Below are 25,104 nucleotides of genomic sequence, written 5' to 3'. Positions count from 1 at the left end.
CGACCCCGAAGTCGTTCCCGGTGGTGTTCGCTCCGCTCAAACCACCGGCTATTTTCGATAACGCAGTTCGGCGTAGGAAACCATGCGAGTAAAGGACAGTTCGTCGCTTTCTCCATTTCAGAAAAGCTTCCGCAAAGTTTTGCCCTCATGGATCACGCGATGCGAAACAACTCTGGATGACAGCACGCTCCCCTGGACCGCTGCGTCTTGATAACATGTTGAGTCTTCCCAACCCAGCATGCACCATCCTGACATCCGAGGGATCTCCCTTGACGATTCTCGACGACATCCTTGTCAAAACACGCGCCACCATCGAGCGGGACCGAGAGCTCGTTTCTGCCGATCAACTCGCAGTGATCGCGGCGGCAATGCCGCCCTGTCGCGATTTCCACGCCGCCTTGGCGGCCGGAGAAGCAGTGCAGCTGATCGCGGAGGTCAAACGGGCCAGCCCATCGGCGGGACTGATCCGCGACGACTTTGATCCCGCCACCATTGCGGCGGCCTACGCCGAGGGTGGCGCAGCCTGTCTCAGCGTGCTGACGGACGAACCGTTCTTTCAAGGTTCGCTCGACTACCTGCGGGCGGTACGCCAAACGGTCGACCTACCGATGCTGCGTAAGGATTTCATTATCGATGAGTACCAGCTTTTGCAGGCCCGCGCAAACGGTGCCGACGCGGTCTTGCTGATTGCCGAATGCCTCACTCCCGAACAGCTGATCGAGCTCGACGAGCGGGCGAGTGCGCTCGGGATGCAAACACTGATCGAGCTCTTCGAGCCAGAGAATCTCCCCGCGGTACTGGCGACGAAGACCCGCTTAGTGGGTGTCAATAATCGCGATCTGCGGTCCTTTCACACCGATCTACACCACACCCTGCGAGTGGCAGAGCAGATTCCAGCGGATCGTTTGATCGTCGGCGAAAGCGGAATTGCCAGCCATGAGGACGTGCAGCTCCTGAAATCGGGGGGCGTCAAGGGTATCTTGGTGGGAGAATCCTTGATGCGTCAGGACGACATCGTCGCCGCGACACGGCGGTTGTTGGGGGCGTAGGATACAGCTCCTATCAATTCATCGACATTCATCATGACAGACCGGTTACAACTCACTCGCATCGGTAAATCCTTTGGTGCCACGCGGGCACTCGACTCCGTCGACCTCCATGTCGCTGCGGGCGAGGTCCACGCGATCATTGGTGAAAATGGTGCGGGCAAAAGTACGTTGATGAAGATTCTCAGCGGCGCGCATCGGCCCGACCAAGGAGAGGTCCGGCTTGACGGGCAACTCGTCGAATTCGCCGACCCACGCCAATCCCAAGCCGCTGGGGTGGCGATGATTTATCAAGAACTCAATCTGGCGCCGGAGCTCTCCGTTTGTCAGAACATCTTGCTCGGCCACGAAATCCGTCCCACCGGCACCGCCCTGAGATCGATCGCCCGTCGGATCGGTTGGATTGATGGCAAAGCTGAGCGGCGATGGGCGAGCGAAGCACTGGAGAAGCTCAATTGCGGGCATCTCGCGCTCGATCGTCCCGCAGGCGAACTACCGATCGCCGAACAACAGATGGTCGAGATCGCTCGGGCGATCGTCACTTCCCAGCACGACACGTCTCAATCGCTCCAACTGCTGATCCTCGACGAGCCCACCAGCAGTTTGACGCAGGTCGATACGCAGCGGCTCTTTGCCGTCATCGAACAGCTGGCGGCCACCGGGGTCAGCGTTCTCTATATCAGCCACTTTCTCGAAGAGTGCCAACGCATCGCGGATCGCTTTACCGTTCTTCGCGACGGGTGTAGCGTACGGAGCGGACCGATGCCCAAGGGCGAAACGCAACCCAATGATGCGCTCAGCCGCGTCCCGCCCCAGGCGGGAGCAACAGCCGGAGCCCCCAACGCAGAAGCACACGACAGGCAGTTACCCGGCCCACAAGTGCCCGACGCAGAAGCACCCGGCGCGGAGCCACCGGCATCCATGGACGAGATTATCCATAGCATGGTCGGTCGCGAACTCTCCAATCTGTACCCGCAATTCGCACATACCCGCGGCGAGGTGGCTTTGCAGGTCAGGCAACTCTCGAGCGATGCCGGCCCCGAGGCTGTCGATTTCGAGGTCCATCATGGAGAGATATTCGGAATGGCTGGACTGATCGGTGCCGGACGGACCGAGACTCTCCGCGCCCTCTTTGGGCTCGACCGCCTCGCCGGCGGGAAGATTACCGTCGAGGGCCGAGCGGCCAATCGTCGGCGCCCCGACCGAAGTTGGGCGCGCGATCGCATGGGAATGGTTTGCGAGGATCGCAAAAATGAAGGATTGTTTTTATCTCGCAGTCTCAGCGACAACCTGACGATCACCCGGGCACGATCCTATCGGCGTTTCGGATTGCTCGATGACTCTGCGATGGTCGAGGACACTCGGCGGTGGATGCAAAATCTCGACGTGAAGGCTGCTTCCCCGGACCAACTCATCGGCGAACTCTCGGGCGGCAATCAACAAAAGATCGCCCTCGCTCGATTGCTACTGCACGACTGCAACATCCTACTACTCGATGAACCCACACGCGGAATCGATATCGGCAGCAAGAGCACGATCTACGACCAGATCGGTCGGCTCGCCCGCGACGGAAAAGCTATCGTCCTGGTCAGCAGCTACCTTCCCGAGCTCCTCGGTGTCTGCGACCGCATTGGTGTCTTCTCGCGCGGCCGATTGGTTGACATTCGTGCCACAGCAGACTGGAGCGAACACCAGCTCCTCGAAGCAGCGATTGGCTGACGTCGATCGCGTCCAGAGCGACCAACGATCGTGAAGCAGGCTGGGAATGAGACTGTTTGGATTCCAAAGATTCGCTTTCCAATAGGCACTCGCTGTATCAATTTTGTACCAGACGCTCGTGCTCGATTGGCTGGCAGCTTACTCTGCGGTTGCCGACCAATCGTGTTGGTCGGATCGATCCGGATCTCCGAACACCCATTCCAGTTGAGACCGCTATGCCAACGCTCGCCTCTTTGACATTGCTTGTTCCGTTCTTCCTATTGTGTGCCGGCTCGGGAAACGCTGCCGACTATGATCCGCTGGCGAAGCTCGATCGAAGCGAAGTGAAAACGTTATATCTCGACCTTACGGATGCGGGCCGCGACCGGGTGATCCCGTTGAAAGTGTACTTGCCCGCATCGGAGTCTGCCGAGCCGGTCGTGTTGTTCAGCCACGGACTTGGCGGTGATCGCGAGGGTAGTTCCTATCTCGGCGAACACTGGTCGGCACGGGGTTATGTCGCGATCACGATCCAGCATCCCGGCAGCGACTCGTTGATCTGGAAGGACAAGCCGTTCGGCCAGCGTCTCGCTGGGCTGCGAGGGGCCGCGTCGCCTCAAAGTTTCATCCAGCGTATCGATGACGTGAAAGTGGTCATTGACCGACTCAGCGAATGGAACCGTGACAACGCTCATGTGCTCGCCGGCCGGCTCGATCTGAACCATCTCGGAATGTCTGGGCACTCGTTTGGGGCATTGACCACGCAGGCAGTCTCTGGCCAATCGGCGGGCTGGTTGAGTCAATCATGGACGGACACCCGCATCAACGCAGCGATCGCGATGAGCCCGAGCCCACCGCAACGAGGTGATGCCAAGAACGCTTTTGGAAGCGTGAAGATTCCCTGGTTACTGATGACCGGAAGCAAAGATGTCTCACGCTTCAGAAATCAATCAGCGGAATCTCGGCTGACTGTCTTCCCCGCTCTGCCGCCAGGCGACAAGTATGAGTTGCTGCTTCACAATGCGGAACACTCCGCGTTCAGCGACCGTGCCCTTCTCGGCGACACCGAGCCGCGAAATCCCAATCATCATCGCGCCATTCTAGCCTTCAGCACCGCGTTCTGGGATGCCTACCTGCGTGAAGATTCGTCCGCGAGAACCTGGCTCACGGGGCCGAACGCGCGAGAGGTGCTCGAGCAGCAAGACCGGCTTCAGATGAAATGAACGCTGTCAGTTAGCAACGCCCTACCACAATTGCCAATTGCCCGAGTACATGACGTAAAAGCCTAGTAGCAAATTGGTGACCATGTGGGCGGTGATGCAATCCCAGATGTTCCCTGTTCGCAGCATCAACCAACTGACGAGTGAGAACCAGACCATGGCGGCGAATAGTTCTCCGGGGTGCATCAGCATCGGAACTGCGGTGCCGGCGATGAGCGCCTGCCACCCGACCTGGCTTAACGACACGCTGTCCCATCGATCGGGATCCTCGACATAGCGGATCAAGAACCCACGTAGAAACATTTCCTCGGCCACTGCGATCACCACGGCCAAACCGAAGAAACGAACGGCGAGAAAACCGTAGGCCAGCAATGGTCGATGACTAAGTGCTTCGAGCGGGTTGTAAGCGACACGCTGCCCTCGCTCGGTGAGCCACCCGAGCCCCAGCATCCCTTCGATATCGAGGTTGACGAATCCTACCCAGAGAAACACACCGATCACGCCGACGCCGATCGCGATCGGATGGATTCGCATCGGGAAGACGCGGTAGGCTGGCCAGACGAGGATCAGGGCGAGTGTTGTCAGCAGAATCTTGGCTGTGTAGACCGCCGGATAGTACTCGGGGTGAATCAAACCAAAAAAGCTCGGTCCTCCCTGTGGGGTCGCTTCGAGCGATCCGACCAATAGGAACACCATCAGCGGCAGGACAAACGCTACCCACGGATGCTGCTTGAGCAGTCGTTGGCGAGCCGAAACATCGGCGGGACGATCATCCGAAATTTCTTTTGAAGAGCTCATGAAGGCGGTAGCGGCAAAACAGAGAAATAGGTGCTACGAAAACGGGCAGTGAGATGATATCAAGTGAACTCCATGGCTGCATGTGCATGCACGTCAGCTATACTCAACGAGAACAACGACAGGATACCTGATCACCTTCCCATCGGTTCCCGAATCAATCAGCCTTTGAGCGAATGTTTGCCGATGACGGAGCCTGCACGCGAACGTACCGACCGCTGCTAAGAGGTTCCCGCAACGCGTCACATGTCGTTGCTTCGATCCATTTCCCGAGAACACTCTACGCCGGTTTTCAGTTGCTCCAGACCAACGCATCTCGATTGTTACGGGCACTCTCGTTCGTACTGGTGATCGCAACGGTCGCTTCGATGCTGGCACCGTTCCACTGGGTGTTCGATACGGTGGCGAACCTGCGAGTCCAGGGGCTGATCGCGATCGCCGTCTTGTCAGGGGGGGCGCTGTTGCTGCGGAGTTGGTGGATTCTGGTTGTGGCGGCGATGTTGCTATTGATCAATCTATCGATGATGAATTTCGGAACGCTCGCCGATGCAGGAGATTTCGGCAGTCATTCGGGGCTGCGGATCGTCACGACGAATGTGTTGGCATCGAACCCTCGGCACGATGAGATCATTGACGAGCTGGAGTCGATCGATGCCGACGTGATTGTGGTGGTGGAACTCGGCGCGAAGCTGGCCGCCCGGGCGGGAGAGTTTTTTCGCGACTCGCATCCCTATCAGGTGTTCCATGAACGCGAGACGGGCGATTTCGGCATCGGGTTGATGTCACGATTGCCGCTGCGATCCGATCGAGCACTGCGGCTTGACGGTTGCCCGTTGACGCTCGAAGTGGTCTTGGACGATTATCGAATCATTGCGACCCATCCCCTGCCGCCGATTGGTCAGCATGGCTTCATCCATCGGAACCGCCAGCTTGCGATGATTGCTGAGCAGGTCCGGCCTGAATTGGCCCGGCCGACACAAACGATCATGGTCGGCGACTTCAACCTCACCCCTTGGAATGCAAACTTCACTCATTTTCTTTACGAATCGGGTTTGCGACGAGTAGGCCCGCGTTGGGATCTCCGCCCCACGTGGTACGCCCGCCTCGATCCTCCGCCGGGTCTCCGCACGTTGCTGGGTTTGCAAATCGATCATGTTCTGATCAGCGATGACCTTGTCGGTACCGACTACCATATCGGCCACTACTGCGGCTCCGATCACCGCAGCGTGAGTGTTCGGCTGCATCGCCGAGAGCCATAACAACGCGGTCGGACGCGACCCATTCCGGCGACGGTTCTCCGCCATTCGCCTTGCGGTAGGTCGCTGTGTCGCGTCATCTCGCGGGGACTGGCAGGAAATAGCCAGAGAGGACCAGACTCCAAATTGCCTACTTGGCTGGCGATCGGATTGTGAATCGTGACCAACTTGGCCTCATCGCGAATCCGCGCTAGGACGACCGTGGCAACCAGTGCTATCGCCACGGGGTAATTCAAGCGGAGCCTGGGGCCAGTCATCCGACACGCTGAGGGGGAAGACCCTACGCGGGTTGGTGCCTCTTGGTGTGGACGAGGGCATAGACACAAGGGACCAGTACCAGCGTCAAGACGGTGGAAACGATCATCCCGCCCATCAAGGCTCGGGCGAGCGGAATCATCGCTTCGTTACCCGGTGCCCATTGGATCGACAGTGGCAACATCGAGGCGACCAGCGTCAGCGAAGTCATCAAGATCGGACGGAGCCGGACCTGGGCAGCCGACATCGCTGCGTCGCGCGGAGCGAGTCCTTCCGCCCGCCGCTGGTTAGCAAACTCGACCAGCAGAATGGAGTTGTTGACCACGACGCCAATCATCATCAGTGTCCCCATCAGTGACTGAATGTTGATGTACGTATCGGTCAGATACAGAACCACGAGCACACCGCCGACACCCAAGGGGACTGCCAGCATGATGATGAGCGGATCGACGAAGGAGCGGAACTGGGCCATCAGGACGAGATACACCAACAGCGTCGCAACGGCGAGACCGACGCCGAGCATGCTCATCCCCGATCTCATCTTTTCAACGGGACCGCGGAGCGTGACGGCCACGCCGTTTTCGAATTCCATGCCAGCCAATTGGGTGTCGATGTCGGCTGCGACGCTGCCGAGATCGCGGCCGGAAATGTTGACATGCACATCGTTGACGCGGGAGATGTTGTAGTGCGCAATCTCGCCCGGAATCGTCACACGTTTGACAGTGGCAATGTTCGATAGCGGAATCGTGACGGGGCCATCGGGCGTGTTCAACGACAAGGGAATATTGCGAACCTCGTCCAATGATTCAAACTCGTTGGATTCGTACTGCACACCCATGAAGAAGTCGACACCGGTCTTGGGGTCGATCCAGATCGTCGGATCGTAGCCGACGCTTGACCCGAGTGCGGTCAGCACGGTCTTGGCGACTTCTTCCTGGTCGACACCCAAATACTTTGCCCGTGTCCGATCTACTTGCACGTCAAACTGTGGATATTCCAGCGACTGGGCGATCTGCACATCACGCGTGCCGGCAATCGGGCGGACTGCCTCGACAATCCGTTCCGCGGCGTCGCGACATTGCCCGAGCGTACCGGCCGATACCTGCACGCTGATTGGTGTCGGCACGCCTTCGTTGAGCGCCATGTTGACGATTCCACCCGAAACGAACATGAACTCCTCCAGGGGATACTCCGCCGCCAATACGCCCCGCAGATTCTCGATGTAGGACGCGGTCGTGACGCTCCGCTGCTCCTGCTTCAAGTTCACAATCACATACGCGGTATCAGGCCCCGAATTGGAACTCAGGACCGTGGAGAAACCGGCTCCCTTGCCCACCGGCAATCCGATGTTGGAGATAATGGTTTCGATCTCTTCTTCGGGGATCACCTGTTTGATGGATTCCTCCACGCGAGCAACCAGTTTTTCGGTATCGAGAAGTGACGTCCCGGGCAACGTTTTCAACCGCAGTTCAAAGGACCCCGCATCGACGGTGGGGAACAACTCGGTGCCGATCTTGGGTAGCAGCGCAAACGAAGCCCCGACGGCCACGACGATAACCAGCACGCTGATCGCGGGAGCCGCCATGGCGAGATGGAGCAGCCGGCCATAGAGTCCCTTCGGCTGTGCCGCTGGCTCGACCGTCTTCGCCACGGGCTGCTCGGCCGATTGCTTCTTGCGAATTCGCTCGCGGACAAACGTGGCGCAGTAGGCTGGCACGACCGTCAGGGCGAGAAAGTAGGAGGCGCCGATGGTCAGCGTTGCCGCCAAGGACAGTGGCAGGAAGAGGTACTTGATCATCCCGGTCAGGAACACGGCGGGCAGAAACACAGCCAGGGTCGTGGCGGTACCCGCCAGGATCGCGCCGGATACCTCTTGGGGCCCCTCTCGGGCGGCGTCCATCGGCGATTTCCCCAGTCGCGAGTGACGGATGATGTTCTCGACGACGACGATGCCAGCATCGACGACTGTTCCAATCGCCAACGCGATCCCGCCAAGGGTCATTACATTGATCGTTTGGCCGGAGAAGGCGAATCCGAGCGCGCCGATCAGGATCGCCAACAGAATCGTGGAGACGATGATGATCGTGGGCACAAAGCTGCGCAGGAATAGGAATACGACAATCGTCACCAGCAGCGCACCCAAGCCGACCTGGGTGAGCAGATTCGACATCGCTTTGCGGATGTAGTTGGACTGATCGGAGACGAGCGTGACCTCGGTCGCTTCGGGAATGTCCCCACGCTCCTTCATCTTGGGGATCTCGCGTTCAATCCCTTCGTAGATCCGGTCGACCACAGCGATCGTGTTCTCACCGGGTTCGCGCAGCAGTGGGCAATAGACGCTGCGATTCCCATTGACGCGTACGATGTTGTATTGCAAGGCGGCATCATCGACGACGCGACCGACGTCGCGGATGAAAATCGGGCGGTCATCGCGCACCGCGATTGGAATCGCTTCAATCTCCTCCACATCGGGAAGTGTGTTGCGTGGGTGGATTTGGTAGTCCGTGCCACCCATCGTCGCGGTTCCCCCGGCGAGTACCAAGTTTGACTTTTGCATGGCATCGACGACATCGGTAGCGCTGAGGTGATGTGCCTGCAGTTTGGCTGGATCGACATAGATCATCATCTGGCGAAATTTGCCACCGAAGGGGTGTGGGATCTGGACCCCTTTCAATCCGCCCATCTTGTTTCGGACGGCGTAGTATCCAATCGAATAGAGTTCGGATTCACTCAACCCTTCACCGGAGATTGCCGCCAACACCACGGGGAGGTTCGCTGGTTCGCTGCGCAGGGTAAACGGCCATTCGATTCCCGGGGGCAGGTGAAACATATCGCTCGCCTCGAGGTTGACGATATCATTCATCGCTGAACTGGCGTCGGCACCGGGTTGGAAGAAAACCTTGATCACGGTAGCCCCGGGGACGGTCCGTGATTCTTGGTGCTCGATTTTTCCCGCCAGGGTCAGGGCGCGTTCCACCCGGGAGGCCACCGATTTTTCCATGTCCAGGGTCGGGAGGCCCGGATAGGAGAAGAAGCTGACCACGACAGGCTTCTTGAAATCCGGCAGGATGTCGATCGTGATGCCCGGGATGACCGCAGCACCGAGTGTGCAGAGGGCGAGCACGACCGCCAGAACAGCAAACCGGTTTTTGAGCGAGAGTTGAATCAAGGACATCGGAATATCTAATAGCGAAAGACGCCCGGAGTGACGGTCGTTGTGCAGTCAGCGAACCGCCCGAACCACCAACGCCTCTCCACGCATGAGTGAGGGGTCAGTTGGGGAGGACGGCGACTTTTTGGCCATCGCTGAATCGCTTCAGGTGAGGCCCGACGACGCGTTGGCCTGGCTCGATCCCAGAAAGCACTTCGATCGAGTTGCCGTCGTCCAAGCCCGTCGTGATGTCGGCTCGCGCGATGGTCTCATCCTCGCCGACGACGTATACGTAGCCGTTGCCCTCTTCATCAAATCGAATCGCACGTGAGGGCAGAGTTTGAGCGGCCACTTTCGAATCCAAATGGATCGAAGCTTGTCCAAACATCCCGGGCAGGAGTTTGCCGTCTTGGTTATCGAGCTCGACCTCGACCAGCATCGTTCGCGTGCTGGGGTCGAGGCTGCCGCTGGTTCGTGTCACCGCAGCAACGATGGGCTGGGCAGCCGAGAAGGATGGAAATGTCAGTGTGACTTCATCACCAGGGTTGACCAAAGCCGCTTCGGCTTCGGGCACCGCGATGCGAACTCGCACGCGGTCCACTTGGCTGATCACGAAGAGCGGTTGACCACGGCCAACTTCGTTGGATTGGCGGACCAGGTCGCCGGGTTCGAGGTTACGCTGAGTCACGACTCCCGCGAACGGAGCTCGGAGGGTGGCGTAGTCGAGCAGGGCATCCATTTCCTGTCGCTGCGATCTCTCGATTTCCGTCTCGGCCTGGGCGGCATCCGAGGCTGCTTGGGCGGCGACGACTTGCGCCTCCGCCACCGCGACTTCCGCCTTGGCCGATTCGATCGATGATGCCATGGCATCGCGCCGCGCCGCTTCGGAATCACGCTTCATGCGTGATTCGTCCAGCATTCTGTTTTGCAAGGAGCCTCGTTCGACCAAATCTTCGGTACGATCAAACTCGGCTTGGGAAGCAGCCAGCGATGCTTCGGCGCCCGCCATCTGGGAGCTTGCCTCGGCGAGCAATGCCTGGGCAGAACGAACGCGGGCCTCCGCCAAGCGGACGCCCGCCTGGCCACGCTGCTCTTCGGCGATCAAGCGTTCAATTCGCTTGTCGATCACTTGCCGCTGCATCAGCATTTCGGGGACATCGATTTCGGCAAGCTTCGCGCCGGCCTCGACGTAGTCGCCGATGTCCGCCTGCAGATTCTTGACGAACCCGGACGCTTTGGCTCGGATCTCGGCCCGGTAGAACGCGTGAACGGTTGCCGGTTGCAGCGTCGACCGCTGCACCTGCGTCGTTTCGACTGCGACCGTTTTGACAGGAACCACATGCGTTGCCTTCTCTTTTTTTGCAATGGCTCGATCCGAAGTGCAGCCGCAGAGAGTGAGCAAACAAGCGGCCAGCAAGCCAGAAACCAGCAAATCGAATCCGCCGGTTCTGAGGGCGCGCGTTTGCATTGAAAAAGAGGGGTGTTTCATCAGAATTCTTGGGGTCGCTGGGGTTCAGTCCGCTCCTCGCTCGCCCCCTACGACCGGCAGGATCGTCACAGCCGTAACGGGCGGCAGGGTCTTGCCAGGCAGAGTGAGCAGTCTAGTTCGGACAACGAGATTTTTCGACAAGCAATCTGAGCAATCCGATCGTTTTCAAACGCTCTACCGTCACGACCGCGCCCGCCCCTTGCCGAAGCATCTTCGGTGGAACCGTCGCGATCGGAGCGACGCATGCAACCGGATGGATACGACAGCAACCAGGGAAGGCAGAATGCCCCGTTCACTCCTCACGATCGCCCTCATGGGCATGGTCGGATGCGCCAGCAATCCAGCCCTCCCGGATCCATTCTCATTTCCGGCGGCGTCCCCCGAGCCCGCCGCGGTGACGACAGCTCCGGAGGCCGAGCCCGCCGTGGCAACTCCGGAGGCGGAGGAATCGAGCGGGCCTGCAACCGCCGGTCGCTCCGTCGCCCCGGTCTCGCACGTCGATGAGGTTCCCCTGACGTCGAACCTGAGTGCACTCGGTGAAAGCACCAACGCGGTCGCCGGCACGCACTCGAGCCATGATGAACAAAATCGCGCAGCGATCGCTGCTGCGTCCGAGGGCGTGGCGGAGGTTGCGACGTTCGAGCAGGTGGCGATCCAGCATCCGGGGAGCGGCGTCGTTGGCGAGCCGGTTCAGGAGATCGTTCCCGCCCAGTTGGTTCAGGAGCCAGGTCTGATCGTCGATGAGATGATGGGGCCGGAAATCGAAGTCGATGCCCCGTCGATCGATGCCCTCTCCACCGATACCATCGATCTGAATCTACCATCGGTCTTGGCCATGGTCGGTGGCCAGCATCCCGTCGTGGGGCTGGCTCAATCGCGTGTCCGGGAAGCCTATGCGAGACTCGATCGCGCCAACGTCCTGTGGTTGCCGTCGATCCAAAGCGGGTTCAGTTTCTACCGTCACGACGGCAACTTCCAAGCGGTCGATGGGGAGATCGTGGACGTCAACCGCAACTCATTCCAATATGGCCTGGGTACCGAAGCGGTCGGGGCGGGTACGTACCCACGCCCCGGTCTGGTGGCGCAGTTCCACTTGGCTGACGCGATCTTCCAGCCCGAAATTGCAGAGAAAACCGCCTGGGCGCGAGGGCACGCGGCCAGCGCCACGTTCAATGAACAGCTGTTGCGGGCTGCTCTCGCCTACACCGAGCTACTCGATGCCCATCAGGACGCTCGGATCCTCGAGGAATCTCGCCAGCGGGCTGCCGAGGTTGCCAAAATCACTGCCGACTTCGCTGCCGCGGGCGAAGGCTTGCAGGCTGACGCCGATCGCATGCAAACGGAACTGAGCCTGATCGACAATCGCTTGATCGCCTCGCGTGAACGGGTCTCGGTGGCGTCGGCCCGTCTCGCTCAAGCGATCAGTATCGATGCGAGCAACCAGATTCTACCGATGGACGTCAATGCGGTACCGCTCGACCTAGTCGCCGCCCAGACCGACAAGTCGTCGTTGATCCGCACCGGTCTCTCCACTCGCCCAGAGCTAAAGGAATCGCAAGCACTCGTCGCCGCTGCCTGCGACGCCTACCAACGCGAAAAGTATGCTCCCTTCGTGCCCAGTGTCCTGCTCGGATATAGCGCAGGCGGGTTTGGCGGTGGACTCGGCAATGATCTTGCAGACGTGGCTGGCCGCTACGATTTCCAAGCCGCGATGACCTGGGAGGTGCGCAACCTTGGCTTCGGTGAAAAGGCCGCTCGCCGTGAATCGAGTGCTCGCGTCGAGCAGGCTAAGTTTGAAAAGCTGCGGGCCATGGATCAGGTCGCCCGGGAAGTTTCCGAAGCCTGCAGCCAGATTGATTTCCGCCGGCAACAGATCGCGATCACGCAACAAGCGATTCAAACCGCCCAGGACTCCTACGCTGCGAACTCCGAACGCATCCGCGACGGAGAGGGATTGCCGATCGAGGTCTTGCAAGCCGTCCAGGCATTGGAGTCGGCCAGACGCGCTTACCTCAGCGCCGTGATCGCTTACAACCGAGCTCAGTTTCAATTGCAATGGGCACTTGGATGGCCCGTCCACGCCCCACCGACTACCGCCATGATCACGGAGATGTGATAGGCTGTCATGAATCATCAACCGTCAATCGAGAGGCGTTTTTTGCTTTCCCCATCCCAGCGTCTTGTTTCTGCCGGTGTCTTGTTGATGCTCGGCATCCTGCTTGGTGCCGCCAGTATCGCGGTGCAGGGGCCATTGCCAGGTGATGTCGCCGCGACGAGGTTTCTTCAATCGGTTTTGGGGCCGGAACCGGCTTGGGCGGGACCGATCACACAATCTGCCAAACATCCCTATGTTTGGGGGATGCTCGCGGTGGGATGCCTCTTGGCTTGGATAAGAGCGGGATGGCGAGGTCCGACGGCCGTGATCGGCGTGTTCGCCGCAGTGAAGGTTCTCGATTTCGCGCTGCGTGCGACGATCTACACACCCAAGCCAATCGAGGAGTTCGTCGCGGTCGCTTCGGCCAGCGAGTCGTCGGGGTTTCCGTCCTCATTTGGACTCGTCTACGCCGCTCTCTTCGGCAGCGTGATTTTCGCTGTCAGCAGCGCTAGGAACTGGCAGTCAAACGTCGCCATCGTGATCTCTATTTTCATGATTACCGTGGGTTCGATTTCACGTATTGTCCTTGGCGGACATTGGACGAGCCAGCTCTTGGCGAGTCTCTGTATCGGCTTCAGCTTCGTGATCTTCGCAACCTATCTGTTGAACCGATCGGGTCAAACGCCTGGGGAGCAGCTTGCCAAGCAATCCCCCGAGCACCCCTGATCCCGCCGAACAACGATCTCGCACTTCTGCGCCATCGCCCCGCTCACACGCGTGGTTTAACCGGCGCATTTCACCAGTGGGAACCGGCCCTACATGTCTGGGCCGGAGGGGGACTTCTTGGGGGGGCGTGATGCTTGGACAAATCACCGATTTGGCTCCAAAGGGATGGTCATTTCACCTATAATCGAGGCGTCGTCACCGCCCGTTGCTCCCCTTCCCATTGAGACCACACATGCGTCGCTGGATCATTCCCAAACCGCTGAGAATCGAGTGGGCCTGTCTATTGCTCGGCATTGCCGCCAGCGGGTTGGCGACGACGCCAGCCGAGTCGCGGGAGCCTGCAACCGGCTCGCACGAGGCAGCGGCCGACGCAGCGACATGGCCGCAGTTTCATGGGCCGCAGGGGGCTGGCAAGGCTCCTCAGGGTCAGCTGCCGAAGGAGTGGACGACCGACGATTACGCATGGTCGTTTGACCTCGGTGGCACGGATGTGGGGTCGCCCGTGGCGACCGAGACGACTGTCTACTTGCTCGACGCGAAATCGGGCCAGCCGAATGCTCAGCCGGGGGAACCGACGGGCACGATTGATTTTGTCGCGGTGGATCTCGCCTCGGGGGAAGAGCTGTGGCGTCACAGCCACCCCTTCGTTGACATCGCGCGTCACACCCGCAACACACCCGCCTCGTCCACTCCTGCGATCGCTGACGGGCGCGTCTTCTTTGCGTATGCGGATGCCGAGGGGGCTTCTCTCCATGCATACACTCTCGATGGGAAACCGCTGTGGAATCGCAACCTCGGTCCCTGGTCCGGAGTGCATGGGTTCGGTGCCAGCCCGATGGTGATGGGCGATCAGGTGATCTTTTTTAATTCGCAGCAGGTCGATCGCCTCGAGTCATGGCAGAGGGCGGGGCAGAGCCGGATGCTATCGTTCGATGCTGCGACGGGAGCGGAACGATGGAGCACACCGCTGAAGTCAACCCGGCCCTGTTACGGTGTCCCCACGGTCTACCACCCCGCTTCTGGTGAAGGGAACGGTCACGCGGCAGCGACGCCTCAATTGATTGCTGCCAACAAGGGAAATGGGGTGTTCGGCATGGACCCGACCACGGGTGAGATCCTGTGGTCGCTATCCGTTTTCAACAAACGCTGCTGTTCGTCGCCGTTGATCGTCGGTGACCTCGCGATCGCCAGCTGTGGTAGCGGAGGCGGTGGCAACTACATCGCAGCGGTTCGAATCCCCCAACGTCCAGGCGAGTTGCCAGAAGAGGCTTTCCGGCTGACTCGCGCGGCGTCCTATGTCCCCACGCCCGTGGCCAAAGATGAGTTGTTGTTTACCGTCTCGGACAACGGCATCGCCAGTTGTTTCGATACGGCGGAGGGAGGCCGCCCAAGATGGAGTCAACGGATGGGTGGCAACTTTGGGGCCTCGCCGATCCTTATCGGCGATCAGCTCTTGCTGATCTCGCTCGGCGGCACGGCATACATCACGGAAGCTGCGGAAGCAAAACGCGACGTCAGTGAATTTGAGCTTGGTGGCCGCGTCGGTGCGACGCCAGCATTCGCTGCAGGCCGCTTGCTACTCCGCGTCGGTGCGAAACTGCATTGTCTCGATTGCCGGTCTGGAAATTGAGACAACGCGCTGGAGCGATCGTCTACTGCAGTTGTAGCGATAGGACGCGTTGATGTCCGGCGAGGTCGCGGATGCGTTTGATCTCGGTCCACTGGCCGCTCGCGTCCGCGATCGCTTTGCAGGCATCAGCGATCATGGGGCTGTATTCGAGGATAAGCTGCCCGTCGGGGAAAAGGTGAGCGGGAGCGTCGGCTAGAATCCGTGCGATGATCTCGGTACCGTCGGCACCGGAGAGGAGGGCGCCACGAGGTTCATGGTTGCGAACGGTCTCGGGCAGTTCGTCGTATTCGCTCTGGCTGATGTAGGGCGGGTTGCTGCAGATCACGTCAAAGCGAGCATCGGGTTGGAGCGCGTCGAACAGGTCGCTTTGCAGGAGCGTGATCCGGTCGCTGAGTTTCTGCTTGTCGACGTTCCAACGGGCGATATCGAGAGCGGGCAAGGAAACATCGACTGCGACGACTTCGGCGTCTTGCATGCTTTTGGCGACTGCGATGGCGATCGCACCGCTGCCGGTACCGATATCGAGGATTCGTAGCGGTCGATCGGTGAGGTTCGCAGCGATCCGTTTGGCTTGATCGATTGCCTCGACGACGAGGTGTTCGGTCTCGGGGCGGGGGACGAGCACGTTGTCATCGACACGAATCGGAATCGAATAGAATTCGCGAAAACCGACGAGTTGGGCGACGGGGGCGCCTTCGCCCCGGCGCCGGACGAGTTCACGGAAGGCGATCCGCTGCTCGTCGCTGGGGACTTCAGCAAAGGCTGTGTACAGTTCGATCCGTTCGCAGTCACGGGCATGGGCGAGTAGGATTTCGGCGTCGAGCCGGGGCGATTCGCTGCCTCGTGACTTGAAGAAATCCGACGTCCACTGCAGCAGCCGCAGCACGGTCCATGGTTCGGTGCTCGGGGTGGTCATATTGTGGGAGCGTCCGTTGCCTAACAGCCTCTCCGAAAAGGGGTCTGACCCTTTGGAGGTGAGTCAATTGATTGGTTTGGAACGGCCTTGCCGGCGAGGGTCAGACCCCTGTTCGGAAAGGCTCGAGAATCCGTGGTTGAAAAGGTGAACAGCGCCAAGGTCGGCGGATCTGCCGGCGGGCGCGACACGGGGCGTCTACCCAGATCGAACGTGCCCTTGCATTGGCGACATCTCTTGCGGTCTCAATCGATCATGTCGCCGCGAAGCTGATCGCGGTCGTACTCAATCAGTGCATCGGTGACCGGGTTGAGGTCGCCGGTAATGATCTGATCGAGTTTGTAGAGAGTGAGGTTGATGCGATGATCGGTCAAGCGATTTTGCGGGAAGTTGTAGGTGCGAATGCGTTGGCTACGGTCACCTGAGCCGATCAGTCCCTTGCGGGTTTCGGCTTGCTTGGCGGCTTCCTCTTCACGTTTCTTCTCGTAAATGCGAGCCTTGAGGACCCGCAGGGCTTTGGCCAAGTTTTTATGTTGGCTCTTTTCGTCTTGGCACTGCACGACCACACCGGTTTCGTAGTGCGTCAATCGGATCGCGGATTCGGTCTTGTTGACGTGCTGGCCCCCCGGGCCGCTGGCGCAAAACTTATCGACGCGATAGTCATCCGACTTGAGATTGACTTCCACGTCTTCCGGTTCGGCCATCACGGCAACGGTTGCCGCGGAGGTATGCACCCGGCCTTGGGTTTCAGTTTCGGGCACGCGTTGGACGCGGTGGCCACCGGATTCGTACTGCAAGTCGCGGAAGACGTTCTCGCCCTCAATGGTCAGCATGATCTCTTTGAAACCGCCCATCTCCGTGGGGCTGGCGTCCATGACCTCGGTCTTCCAACCGATTTGCTCGGCGTGCCGACGGTACATTTCGTAGAGGTCGCGAGCGAACAATGCGGCTTCGTCGCCGCCGGTGCCGGCGCGAATTTCCATCACGCAGCGAGTCCGGTGCGAGTCATCACCGCCAACGGTGAGGCTGAGTAGGTCTTCCCAGAGGATTTCCCGTTGCGACCGGAGCGATTTCATCTCCGTTTCGGCCATCTCGCGTTCTTCGAAATCGTCGGTTTCCTCGGCGATTTCTTGGCAGCCCTGGATCTCTTCGCTGAGTCGCTTGAATTCCCGGTACTTGCCGACAACGCGGGCCAAGCCCCCGTGTTCGCGTGCCGCCGCGCTCATTCGCGCACCGTCGCTGAGCACGTCCGGATCGGCCATGTCAGCTTCGAGTTTCAGGAATCGCGCGAGCTTGTCTTCGAGATTGTCGCGGATAGTCCCGCTCACTTGCTCGCTTTCTTCGCCTTCTTAGGCTTTTGAAGGCTACCGTAGGTACCGGCAGCAAACTTCTTCTGGAACTTATCGATCCGGCCTGCCGTGTCGACGTATTTCAGCTTGCCAGTATAAAATGGGTGGCAATCGCTGCAAATGTCGATCTTCAACTCAGGACGCACGCTTCGGGTTTGGAAGGTGTTTCCGCAACCACAGGTGACGGTGGTCTCTTGATAATTCGGGTGGATGCCGTCTTTCATGGCTGTTTACACAAAAAAATGGGCTGATTGGGACGCGTCGCTGTAAGCGGGACGCGGGATGTGTGCGATTCGAACCACAGATAGTACGCGAGAGCGGCCTTCCTGTTCAAGGGCTAGCACGCGGATTGTCGGTCGATTGAGCCGCAAAAGCCGGGTAAAGTGGTAGATCCCATTGCACCGGACAACCACCTCGGTCCGAATCTAGGTTATCGTCAGATTGTCGGTGATGCCGATGCCACGCTTTGGCGTTCACAGATTGACGTGCACCGACATCCCGATTTGTGCCTCTTGTCCCTCTACCACGTTTCAGAATCATTCCATGTTGCGAACCTTCTTGTCTTCGATCGGTCCCGTAATCCTCGTGTGCGCCGCCGTCTTCTCGACCGTGGCCGGTGACCACGCCAGTGCCGCGGAGATTGATCCGTCCCAGACCGCTTGGTACGAAAAGTACCGGAATCAACAGAACGCGCCCCAGCCCGATGAGATGTTGCTCAACACGGACCCGGAACCGAATGTGACCGATGGGTTCACACCGCTCTTCAACGGTAAGGACTTGACCGGATGGGCACCCAAGGGGGGCACCTGCACGTTCGAAGCCAAAGACGATCTCGTCGTTGGCCAATGCGTGCCGGGCTCTGACAGCACCTATCTGTCGACCGACAAGGACGACTACACCGACTTCGTATTTTCATGCGATATGAAATGGGAAGTCGATGGGAACTCGGGAGTCATGTTCCGGGCTCAGGCTAAAGACAATGAGAAAACGGACAAGGAAACCGTGTTCGGGCCGCAGGCGGAGATGGAAGGGATTTCGGGCGACCGCTATTGGAATGGCGGCATCTATGGCCAGAGCTGTGGTGGATACTTCTATCCACTCTGGCTGACCGACCACCAAGAGGCTCGCGCGGCCCTGGATCGATCGGGATGGAATCGACTCACGATCCAGGCCAAAGGGAACAACGTCAAGACCTGGGTCAACGGCGTCCCGGCAGCAAACTGGAACGACGACGGCACCTACTCCAAAGGCTTCTTCAGCCTACAGATCCACAAAGGGACTGCAGGCAAAGTATTGTGGAAGAACGTCCGCGTGAAAGAGCTGGATTCGGACGAGTAATCGCCTGCTGCAGGTAAATAGAAGCCAGTGGTTCGTTGGTCGTGGAACGTCGACCCCGAAGTGGGTCGCAGATCCCGTCGTGAATGATCTTCAACCCCATTCGGGGTTGGCAATTGCGTCTCGCGTTTTTTCCGGTGGTGTTCGCTTGCGCTCAAACCACCGGCTATTTTCTTCAACGCCTCCGGCGTAGGAAAACTTAAGGGGGGATCAACAGCTCGACGTCCCGTTCACCACAGAAAAGCTTTCGCAAAATTCGCCACTGATTGATCACGCGTTGCCAAACGCGCGCCTTCCGACCCTCCCAGCTTCGCCGGGCGGGTGAAGTCCATCGTTGATTCACACAATCACTTAAAAACGGCACGGCCTCTCTGACGGCCGACGAAGCCTCAGGACTGTGGTGAGGCCGCCCGGCGTCGGCGGCGACGGATGACGCCGTGGCCGCAGAAGAGGCAAGTGACCATCCCGGTCAGGATCACCGATGACGGTTCAGGGATGGCAGCGGAGGTGATTTCGCCAGCGTCGAAAGCGAGTCCGATTCCGGTGGTCTTGCTGCCGACGAAGCTGATTTTGATATGGTCGATGCCTTGATTGAAGCCACTGAAATCATATCTCCAGGGTCGCCCATCGAGCGAAGATGCATCGTTGCTGATGCCTTCCGGTGAGAGCTGCGACGCCAGCAGGGAGCCGTTGAGCCCATAAGCCTCCACCAGGTACTGCTCGGTATTCGTACTCGCGGTCCCGTCAATGTCCCAGATATCACCGAAGGTTCCTGTGACAACGTTTTGCGAGAACCCACCAAACTGAACCAAGAACGAGGAAGTGGCGCCCCCGACGCTTCCGTCAAGCGTGTCGGCACGCAGGAAAAAATCTCCCAACCGAGCGGTAGCGACCGCGCTGGCACCCGTGTCGTACACCGCTGGATCACCCCCCCCATCGAATCGAAACCCGTTGTCTGGATCGTCGTCTCCCGATTCTTCGAAGTAGACCTTGGGGTCGGCGTCGATATTGGCAACTCCATCGTCGCTGCTATCGATTCCAAACATCACGGTCACGCCGCTGGGGTCGATGTAGGGTGACGTCAACGGCGCATTGTCGGTCGAAGCGGCGCCCGTTGGGTCAGTATCAAAGTCGATGACCAGGTCAGCCTGGGCATGGCTCGAGAGAAAAGCAAACGCCATTAAAACTGGCAGTACAACGGGCTTCCACATCATCAGATCCTTTCGTTTTTTTCTGCCCCGTCGGAATCGACGGCAGCCATCTCATCGTCATCCTAGTGAGAACAGTAACGGTTGCAATCAAAAATCTGCAAATTTCTTCGCTGCCTGAGATCGGAATAGACCGAATTGCAGACCTGCGCGGGGGATTTCTCTGGCAAGTTGTCGAGAGTCGGCTGGGTCGGGTATCCTAAGCGGGATGGATGCCATCACAAACAATTTGACCCCGGCCCAGGCCGATGCGGTCACGCATATCGACGGACCGCTGCTCATCATCGCTGGCCCGGGCAGCGGGAAAACCCGGGTGGTCACGCACCGGGTGGCCCACATGCTCAGTCAGGGGGTGCAGCCCTGGCAAATTGCAGCGTTGACGTTCACCAACAAGGCCGCCGATGAAATGCGGACGCGTTTGGAGCGGCTCGCGCCCGGGCAAGCTGTATGGATGGGAACTTTTCACCGGTTTTGCGCCCAACAACTGCGCCGCTACGCCCCCTACGTGGGACTGTCCGAGAACTACTCGATCTACGACATGTCCGATTCTAAATCGGCGATGAAACGTGCGATTCAGGCCGCCGGTGTCTCGACTAGCCACGCGACACCCGAGCAGATTGCCTCAGCGATCTCGAAAGCCAAAAATCGGCTGATCACACCTGAGATCATGCAGCAGCAAACTGGACGGGCCGGCGATAGCGTCGCCGCTCGGGTTTACCCGGTGTATCAGCAGCAATTGCTGCTCGCCAATGCGGTCGATTTCGATGACCTGCTCTACCACTTCGCACGCCTGTTGCGTGAGAACCCTGAGATCCGGGGCGAACTCGACGCGAAGCTGAAGTACATCATGGTCGATGAATACCAGGACACGAACCTGGCCCAGTACGCGATCGTGCGGGCGATGTCCGTCGATCACCCCAACCTGGCCGTGACCGGCGATCCAGACCAATCGATTTATGGTTGGCGAGGCGCTGATCTGAACAACATTCTCGACTTCGAGAAAGACTACCCGAGCGTCAAAACGGTTCGTTTGGAGCAGAACTACCGCAGCACCCCGAACATTTTGGCCGTCGCCGACCAATTGATCCGGCACAATCGCCGCCGTAAAGCAAAAGAACTCTATACGGAGAACGCCGACGGCGACAACGTGATCCTGCGTCAATATGACGATGGCTACCAAGAGGCCGACGCAATCGCCGACGAGATTGCCGAGCAAATGATGGCCGGCACGGCCGAGCCACGTGACTTTGCGATTTTCTGTCGCATGAACGCGTTGACCCGGTCGCTCGAGCATGCCCTTCGCAGCCGCGGCTTGCCCTATCAAATCATCAACGGCGTCGAGTTCTACCAACGCAAGGAGGTCAAGGACCTGTTGGCGTATTTGCACTTGGTCAACAACCCCAATCACGACGTCGCGTTGCAGCGGATCATCAACACGCCGACGCGGAGCATTGGGGCGACGACACTCGGTCGCTTGCAAGCGTTTGCCGATGCCCAGCGAATTCCGATGCTCGAGGCTGCCCGCCGGGCGTCGGAGATCGACTCCATGTCCAAGCGGGCGCAAACGATGCTTTGGAATTTCGTCACGCTCTACGATCGTTTGCGCCGGATGGCAACCGCTCCGCTCGAAGAGTTGCTGCGGTTCCTCATCGAAGAAACCAAATACATTTCGTATCTTGAACGCACCGCCGTCGAAAAAGAAGATTCCAATCCGATCGCCAATGTCGATGAACTCGTCTCGGCGGCCGTGGAGTTCGATCGCATGCACCCCGATGACGGGTCACTCGAAGCGTTCTTGGAACAGGTCGCTTTGGTCTCCGACACGGACAAGTTCGAAGATGCGGGGAACCGGGTCACGCTGATGACGCTGCACGCGGCCAAGGGGCTCGAGTTCCCTCGCGTGTTTGTGATCGCGGTCGAGGATGACCTATTGCCTCATTACCGCAGCAAACAGGACGACCAGCAACTCGAGGAAGAACGCCGTCTGCTGTTCGTTGGGATCACGCGGGCACAGCAATGGTTGCAGCTCAGTTACGCGAAACGTCGCAGTGTCCGCGGCGACATCCGCGTCGTGATCCCGAGCATGTTTTTGAGCGAGTTACCGCGAGCAGATATGAATGTGATCGAGGCCCGTACGGATCGAGATTTCTTTGACGACGGGGCTGATGAATCGTACCCCGACTCATGGGATCTCGTACAGGAACCGGCGCCTCAGGACGACGCTGAGAAGGAATACACGGGCGACGCGGGTTCGGTCATCCCCGACGTCTATCGCGACCCGTCGGCGAGCCCAGCGAAGGTCAAAGCCAAGCGGACCACGCCGACCATCGCTGCGTCGCTCCAAACGGCGAGTGACCTGATGTCGTCCGACCGTGTGCCACTCGGGGCCTACCGCGAGGGCAGTTTGGTCCGGCATCCTGAATATGGAGACGGCACCATCACCGAGTTGACGGGCCGGGGGCCTAAACGGACCGCTAAGATACGTTTCTCCGACGACCAGAGCGAGCAGACCTTTCGGCTTGCCTTCGCCAAGCTCGAGTTAGTCGACGCGGAGAGCCGGTAGGGCATTGACAGATTTTCCTGGGATCTCCAGGCTTTTCATTATCCTTTGACATTCACCAGTGCGTTTCGCTGCATCACCTAAGAGTCGAATAATTCCATGGCAAAGATTGTATACACGATTACCGATGAAGCCCCCGCCCTGGCGACCCATTCGCTGTTGCCGATATTGCGTGCCTTCACAGCCGCATCGGGACTTGAGTTCGAAGCCGCCGATATTTCGCTGGCCGCTCGAGTGCTGGCGAGTTTCCCCGAGCGATTGACGGCCGAGCAACGCGTGCCTGATGCACTCGCCCAGCTCGGTGAGCTCGTCAAGGAGCCCGCCGCTAACATCATCAAGCTGCCGAACATTAGCGCGTCGATCCCCCAACTCTCCGCCACGATCAAGGAATTGCAGGCTCAAGGGTATGATGTCCCCGATTTCCCGTCGGATCCTCAGACCGATCAAGAGAAAGACATTCGGGCGAAGTACGCGAAGGTTCTCGGTAGCGCCGTCAATCCAGTCCTGCGTGAGGGCAACTCGGATCGCCGCGTGGCGGCCCCAGTCAAGAAGTACGCACAAAAGAATCCCCACTCGATGGGCGCGTGGTCGGCCGACTCGAAAACACGCGTGGCACACCTCCAAGAAGGCGATTTTTACGGCAGCGAAAAATCGGTCGTCATGCCTGCAGCTGATACGCTGCGTGTCGAGCACGTGGCGGCATCGGGGGATGTGACCGTGTTGAAGGACGCCATCGCGGTTGAGAAGGACGAAGTCGTCGACGCTGCCGTACTCAGCCGCAAGCAGTTGCAGGCCTTCGTGGCGGAGACTGCCGCAGCAGCGCAGGCGGATGACGTACTGCTGTCGCTGCACCTGAAGGCGACGATGATGAAAGTATCCGATCCGATTCTCTTTGGGCACGTCGTCCGTGTTCTGTATTCGGACCTGTTCGACGAGTTCGGCGAAACGCTCCAACAAGCCGGGGCGGATCCGAATCAAGGACTCGGCCAAGTCCTTGGCACAATCGAATCCTTGGACGCTGGCAAACGAGCGCCCGTGGAAGCGGCGATGGCTCGAATCGAATCGGAGTTGCCCTGTCTCGCGATGGTTGATTCGGATCGTGGGATCACGAATCTGCATGTCCCGAGCGACGTGATTATCGATGCGTCCATGCCTGCAGCGATCCGGGCGGGCGGCAAGATGTGGGGCAAAGACGGCGAGCTGCACGATACGATCGCGATGATTCCCGATCGCAGCTATGCGGGTGTCTACCAGGCCGTGATCGAGGACTGCAAAGCCAACGGCGCCTTCGACGTCGCCACCATGGGCAGCGTCGCCAACGTTGGCTTGATGGCCAAGAAGGCGGAAGAGTACGGGTCCCATGACAAAACGTTTGAAATGGCCGCGCCCGGAGAGGTCCGGGTCGTCAACGGTGATGGCAAGACCCTGCTCAGTCACACAGTGGCCGAGGGTGACCTGTGGCGAGCCTGCCAAACCAAGGACGTCGCCATCGTCGATTGGGTGCGTCTGGCCGTCGCGCGCGGCCGGGCGACCGGCGCCGCTGTCGTGTTCTGGCTCGATGCTAACCGCGCCCATGATCGCAACTTGATCACTAAGGTGGAAACCTATCTGAAGCAGCATGACACCGACGGGCTCGATATCCAGATCCTGGCGCCGGTCGACGCCACCAGGCACGCTTGTGCACGCTGCCGGCAGGGGCTCGATTCCATCTCCGTCACCGGCAACGTGCTGCGGGACTACCTGACCGACCTGTTTCCCATCCTGGAACTCGGCACGAGTGCCAAGATGCTCTCGATCGTGCCACTGTTGGCGGGCGGCGGGATGTTCGAAACCGGAGCAGGTGGATCGGCTCCGAAGCACGTCCAGCAGTTCCAGGCTGAGAATCACTTGCGTTGGGATTCACTCGGCGAGTTCCTCGCGATTGCCGTTTCGATCGAAGACCTCGCTGAGAAAAGCGGCGGAGGCGAACTCGCTGTCCTAGCCAAAACACTCGACTCAGCAACGGATCGCTTTTTGGAAGAAGACAAATCACCTTCGCGAAAAGTGAACGAACTCGATAACCGGGGAAGCCACTTTTATCTCGCACTGTACTGGGCGGAGGCGCTGGCCGCTCAAGACGACGATGCCAAACTCAAAGAACGCTTCACGCCGATTGCGAAGCAGATGTCGGAGAATGAAGACAAAATCGTCGGTGAGCTCAACGACGCTCAAGGAGTCGCGATGAACGTGGGCGGATACTACTTCCCCGACCCGGCAGCAGCGACGCGGGCGATGCGACCGAGCGAAACGCTCAACGGTATCATCGATGGTGTCGCGGCAGGCTGATTTAGGGGCAACTGAGAAAGGTGTGCACCGCGATCGGCCGACGCGTCTTTTTT

Annotated in this window: 17 protein-coding genes; 10 read left to right on the top strand and 7 right to left on the bottom strand. The window is 59.2% G+C overall.

The genetic code is table 11. The annotated features are described in order from the left end of the window. Positions 1-269: 269 nt before the first annotated feature. The 3 genes from trpC (at position 270) to CA85_RS09570 (ending at position 3,967) form a co-directional block, all read left to right on the top strand. Positions 270-1,049 carry an indole-3-glycerol phosphate synthase TrpC gene (trpC, locus tag CA85_RS09580; RefSeq protein WP_146391435.1) on the top strand — a complete coding sequence of 260 codons (780 nt, stop codon included), beginning with the start codon at positions 270-272 and terminating at the stop codon, positions 1,047-1,049. Positions 1,050-1,082: 33 nt separating this feature from the next. Further along, entirely contained in the window at positions 1,083-2,765 is a 1,683-nt protein-coding gene (locus CA85_RS09575) for a sugar ABC transporter ATP-binding protein (RefSeq protein WP_146391124.1), read from the top strand. A gap of 215 nt (positions 2,766-2,980) precedes the next feature. Then, positions 2,981-3,967 (top strand): alpha/beta hydrolase family protein, encoded by a 987-nt coding sequence (locus CA85_RS09570; protein WP_146391123.1) that lies wholly within the window; start codon positions 2,981-2,983, stop codon positions 3,965-3,967. Positions 3,968-3,988: 21 nt separating this feature from the next. Here the strand turns inward: CA85_RS09570 and CA85_RS09565 are convergent, their stop codons facing one another. After that, the gene (locus CA85_RS09565) at positions 3,989-4,762 is read right to left on the bottom strand and encodes a CAAX prenyl protease-related protein (RefSeq protein WP_146391122.1); all 774 of its coding nucleotides are present in this window, start codon (positions 4,760-4,762) and stop codon (positions 3,989-3,991) included. A gap of 173 nt (positions 4,763-4,935) precedes the next feature. Between CA85_RS09565 and CA85_RS09560 the strand changes: the two genes are divergently transcribed. Further along, positions 4,936-6,018, top strand: a complete 1,083-nt coding sequence (locus CA85_RS09560) for an endonuclease/exonuclease/phosphatase family protein (protein ID WP_146391121.1) — start codon at positions 4,936-4,938, stop codon at positions 6,016-6,018. A 277-nt stretch (positions 6,019-6,295) separates the two neighbouring features. On the opposite strand, the gene CA85_RS09555 is transcribed toward CA85_RS09560, so the two are convergent. Together CA85_RS09555 and CA85_RS09550 are read right to left on the bottom strand one after the other, a co-directional pair. Next, on the bottom strand, positions 6,296-9,445 hold the full coding sequence (locus CA85_RS09555; protein WP_146391120.1) for an efflux RND transporter permease subunit: 3,150 nt from the start codon (positions 9,443-9,445) through the stop codon (positions 6,296-6,298). A gap of 97 nt (positions 9,446-9,542) precedes the next feature. Next, a complete protein-coding gene (locus CA85_RS09550) occupies positions 9,543-10,910 on the bottom strand; it encodes an efflux RND transporter periplasmic adaptor subunit (RefSeq protein WP_246112648.1) in 1,368 nt (455 codons plus the stop codon). A 283-nt stretch (positions 10,911-11,193) separates the two neighbouring features. Here CA85_RS09550 and CA85_RS09545 point away from each other — a divergent pair, with 283 nt between their 5' ends. From CA85_RS09545 to CA85_RS09535, 3 genes are all read left to right on the top strand, one after another. After that, a complete protein-coding gene (locus CA85_RS09545; RefSeq protein WP_146391118.1) occupies positions 11,194-13,026 on the top strand; it encodes a TolC family protein in 1,833 nt (610 codons plus the stop codon). Positions 13,027-13,035: 9 nt separating this feature from the next. Further along, the gene (locus CA85_RS09540; protein WP_146391117.1) at positions 13,036-13,731 is read left to right on the top strand and encodes a phosphatase PAP2 family protein; all 696 of its coding nucleotides are present in this window, start codon (positions 13,036-13,038) and stop codon (positions 13,729-13,731) included. Positions 13,732-13,963: 232 nt separating this feature from the next. After that, on the top strand, positions 13,964-15,361 hold the full coding sequence (locus CA85_RS09535; protein ID WP_146391116.1) for an outer membrane protein assembly factor BamB family protein: 1,398 nt from the start codon (positions 13,964-13,966) through the stop codon (positions 15,359-15,361). 22 nt (positions 15,362-15,383) lie between these two features. On the opposite strand, the gene prmC is transcribed toward CA85_RS09535, so the two are convergent. The 3 genes from prmC to rpmE form a co-directional block, all read right to left on the bottom strand. Then, positions 15,384-16,277, bottom strand: coding sequence for a peptide chain release factor N(5)-glutamine methyltransferase (gene prmC, locus CA85_RS09530; RefSeq protein ID WP_146391115.1), 894 nt, complete (start codon positions 16,275-16,277; stop codon positions 15,384-15,386). Between the two features lie 242 nt (positions 16,278-16,519). Continuing rightward, positions 16,520-17,602 (bottom strand): peptide chain release factor 1, encoded by a 1,083-nt coding sequence (gene prfA / locus CA85_RS09525; RefSeq protein WP_146391114.1) that lies wholly within the window; start codon positions 17,600-17,602, stop codon positions 16,520-16,522. Further along, complete coding sequence (gene rpmE, locus CA85_RS09520; protein ID WP_146391113.1) at positions 17,599-17,847, bottom strand: 50S ribosomal protein L31; 249 nt, start codon at positions 17,845-17,847, stop codon at positions 17,599-17,601. The genes prfA and rpmE overlap by 4 nt, the downstream gene beginning before the upstream one ends. A 319-nt stretch (positions 17,848-18,166) precedes the next feature. Between rpmE and CA85_RS09515 the strand changes: the two genes are divergently transcribed. Further along, positions 18,167-18,961: a 3-keto-disaccharide hydrolase gene (locus CA85_RS09515; protein WP_146391112.1), complete on the top strand. Its 795-nt coding sequence runs from the start codon at positions 18,167-18,169 to the stop codon at positions 18,959-18,961. Between the two features lie 386 nt (positions 18,962-19,347). Here CA85_RS09515 and CA85_RS09510 read toward each other — a convergent pair whose 3' ends face one another. After that, positions 19,348-20,172 carry a PEP-CTERM sorting domain-containing protein gene (locus CA85_RS09510; protein WP_146391111.1) on the bottom strand — a complete coding sequence of 275 codons (825 nt, stop codon included), beginning with the start codon at positions 20,170-20,172 and terminating at the stop codon, positions 19,348-19,350. 202 nt (positions 20,173-20,374) lie between these two features. Between CA85_RS09510 and CA85_RS09505 the strand changes: the two genes are divergently transcribed. Both CA85_RS09505 and CA85_RS09500 read left to right on the top strand, forming a co-directional pair. Next, positions 20,375-22,729, top strand: coding sequence for an ATP-dependent helicase (locus tag CA85_RS09505; protein WP_146391110.1), 2,355 nt, complete (start codon positions 20,375-20,377; stop codon positions 22,727-22,729). 96 nt (positions 22,730-22,825) lie between these two features. After that, the gene (locus CA85_RS09500) at positions 22,826-25,051 is read left to right on the top strand and encodes an NADP-dependent isocitrate dehydrogenase (protein WP_146391109.1); all 2,226 of its coding nucleotides are present in this window, start codon (positions 22,826-22,828) and stop codon (positions 25,049-25,051) included. Positions 25,052-25,104 lie beyond the last annotated feature (53 nt).

Origin of the sequence: Allorhodopirellula solitaria, assembly GCF_007859855.1 — a bacterium.
Taxonomy (GTDB): domain Bacteria; phylum Planctomycetota; class Planctomycetia; order Pirellulales; family Pirellulaceae; genus Rhodopirellula; species Rhodopirellula solitaria.
This window is presented reverse-complemented; position numbering and strand designations above follow the sequence as displayed.

What these genes read in the sequence shown, in the direction of transcription:
- CA85_RS09575 (WP_146391124.1), top strand. Translation starts at nt 1,083, where the DNA reads ATGACAGACCGGTTACAACTCACTCGCATCGGTAAATCCTTTGGTGCC.
- CA85_RS09570 (WP_146391123.1), top strand. Translation starts at nt 2,981, where the DNA reads ATGCCAACGCTCGCCTCTTTGACATTGCTTGTTCCGTTCTTCCTATTG.
- CA85_RS09565 (WP_146391122.1), bottom strand. Translation starts at nt 4,762, where the DNA reads ATGAGCTCTTCAAAAGAAATTTCGGATGATCGTCCCGCCGATGTTTCG.
- CA85_RS09560 (WP_146391121.1), top strand. Translation starts at nt 4,936, where the DNA reads ATGTTTGCCGATGACGGAGCCTGCACGCGAACGTACCGACCGCTGCTA.
- CA85_RS09555 (WP_146391120.1), bottom strand. Translation starts at nt 9,445, where the DNA reads ATGTCCTTGATTCAACTCTCGCTCAAAAACCGGTTTGCTGTTCTGGCG.
- CA85_RS09550 (WP_246112648.1), bottom strand. Translation starts at nt 10,910, where the DNA reads ATGAAACACCCCTCTTTTTCAATGCAAACGCGCGCCCTCAGAACCGGC.
- CA85_RS09545 (WP_146391118.1), top strand. Translation starts at nt 11,194, where the DNA reads ATGCCCCGTTCACTCCTCACGATCGCCCTCATGGGCATGGTCGGATGC.
- CA85_RS09540 (WP_146391117.1), top strand. Translation starts at nt 13,036, where the DNA reads ATGAATCATCAACCGTCAATCGAGAGGCGTTTTTTGCTTTCCCCATCC.
- CA85_RS09535 (WP_146391116.1), top strand. Translation starts at nt 13,964, where the DNA reads ATGCGTCGCTGGATCATTCCCAAACCGCTGAGAATCGAGTGGGCCTGT.
- prmC (WP_146391115.1), bottom strand. Translation starts at nt 16,277, where the DNA reads ATGACCACCCCGAGCACCGAACCATGGACCGTGCTGCGGCTGCTGCAG.
- rpmE (WP_146391113.1), bottom strand. Translation starts at nt 17,847, where the DNA reads ATGAAAGACGGCATCCACCCGAATTATCAAGAGACCACCGTCACCTGT.
- CA85_RS09515 (WP_146391112.1), top strand. Translation starts at nt 18,167, where the DNA reads ATGTTGCGAACCTTCTTGTCTTCGATCGGTCCCGTAATCCTCGTGTGC.
- CA85_RS09510 (WP_146391111.1), bottom strand. Translation starts at nt 20,172, where the DNA reads ATGATGTGGAAGCCCGTTGTACTGCCAGTTTTAATGGCGTTTGCTTTT.
- CA85_RS09505 (WP_146391110.1), top strand. Translation starts at nt 20,375, where the DNA reads ATGGATGCCATCACAAACAATTTGACCCCGGCCCAGGCCGATGCGGTC.
- CA85_RS09500 (WP_146391109.1), top strand. Translation starts at nt 22,826, where the DNA reads ATGGCAAAGATTGTATACACGATTACCGATGAAGCCCCCGCCCTGGCG.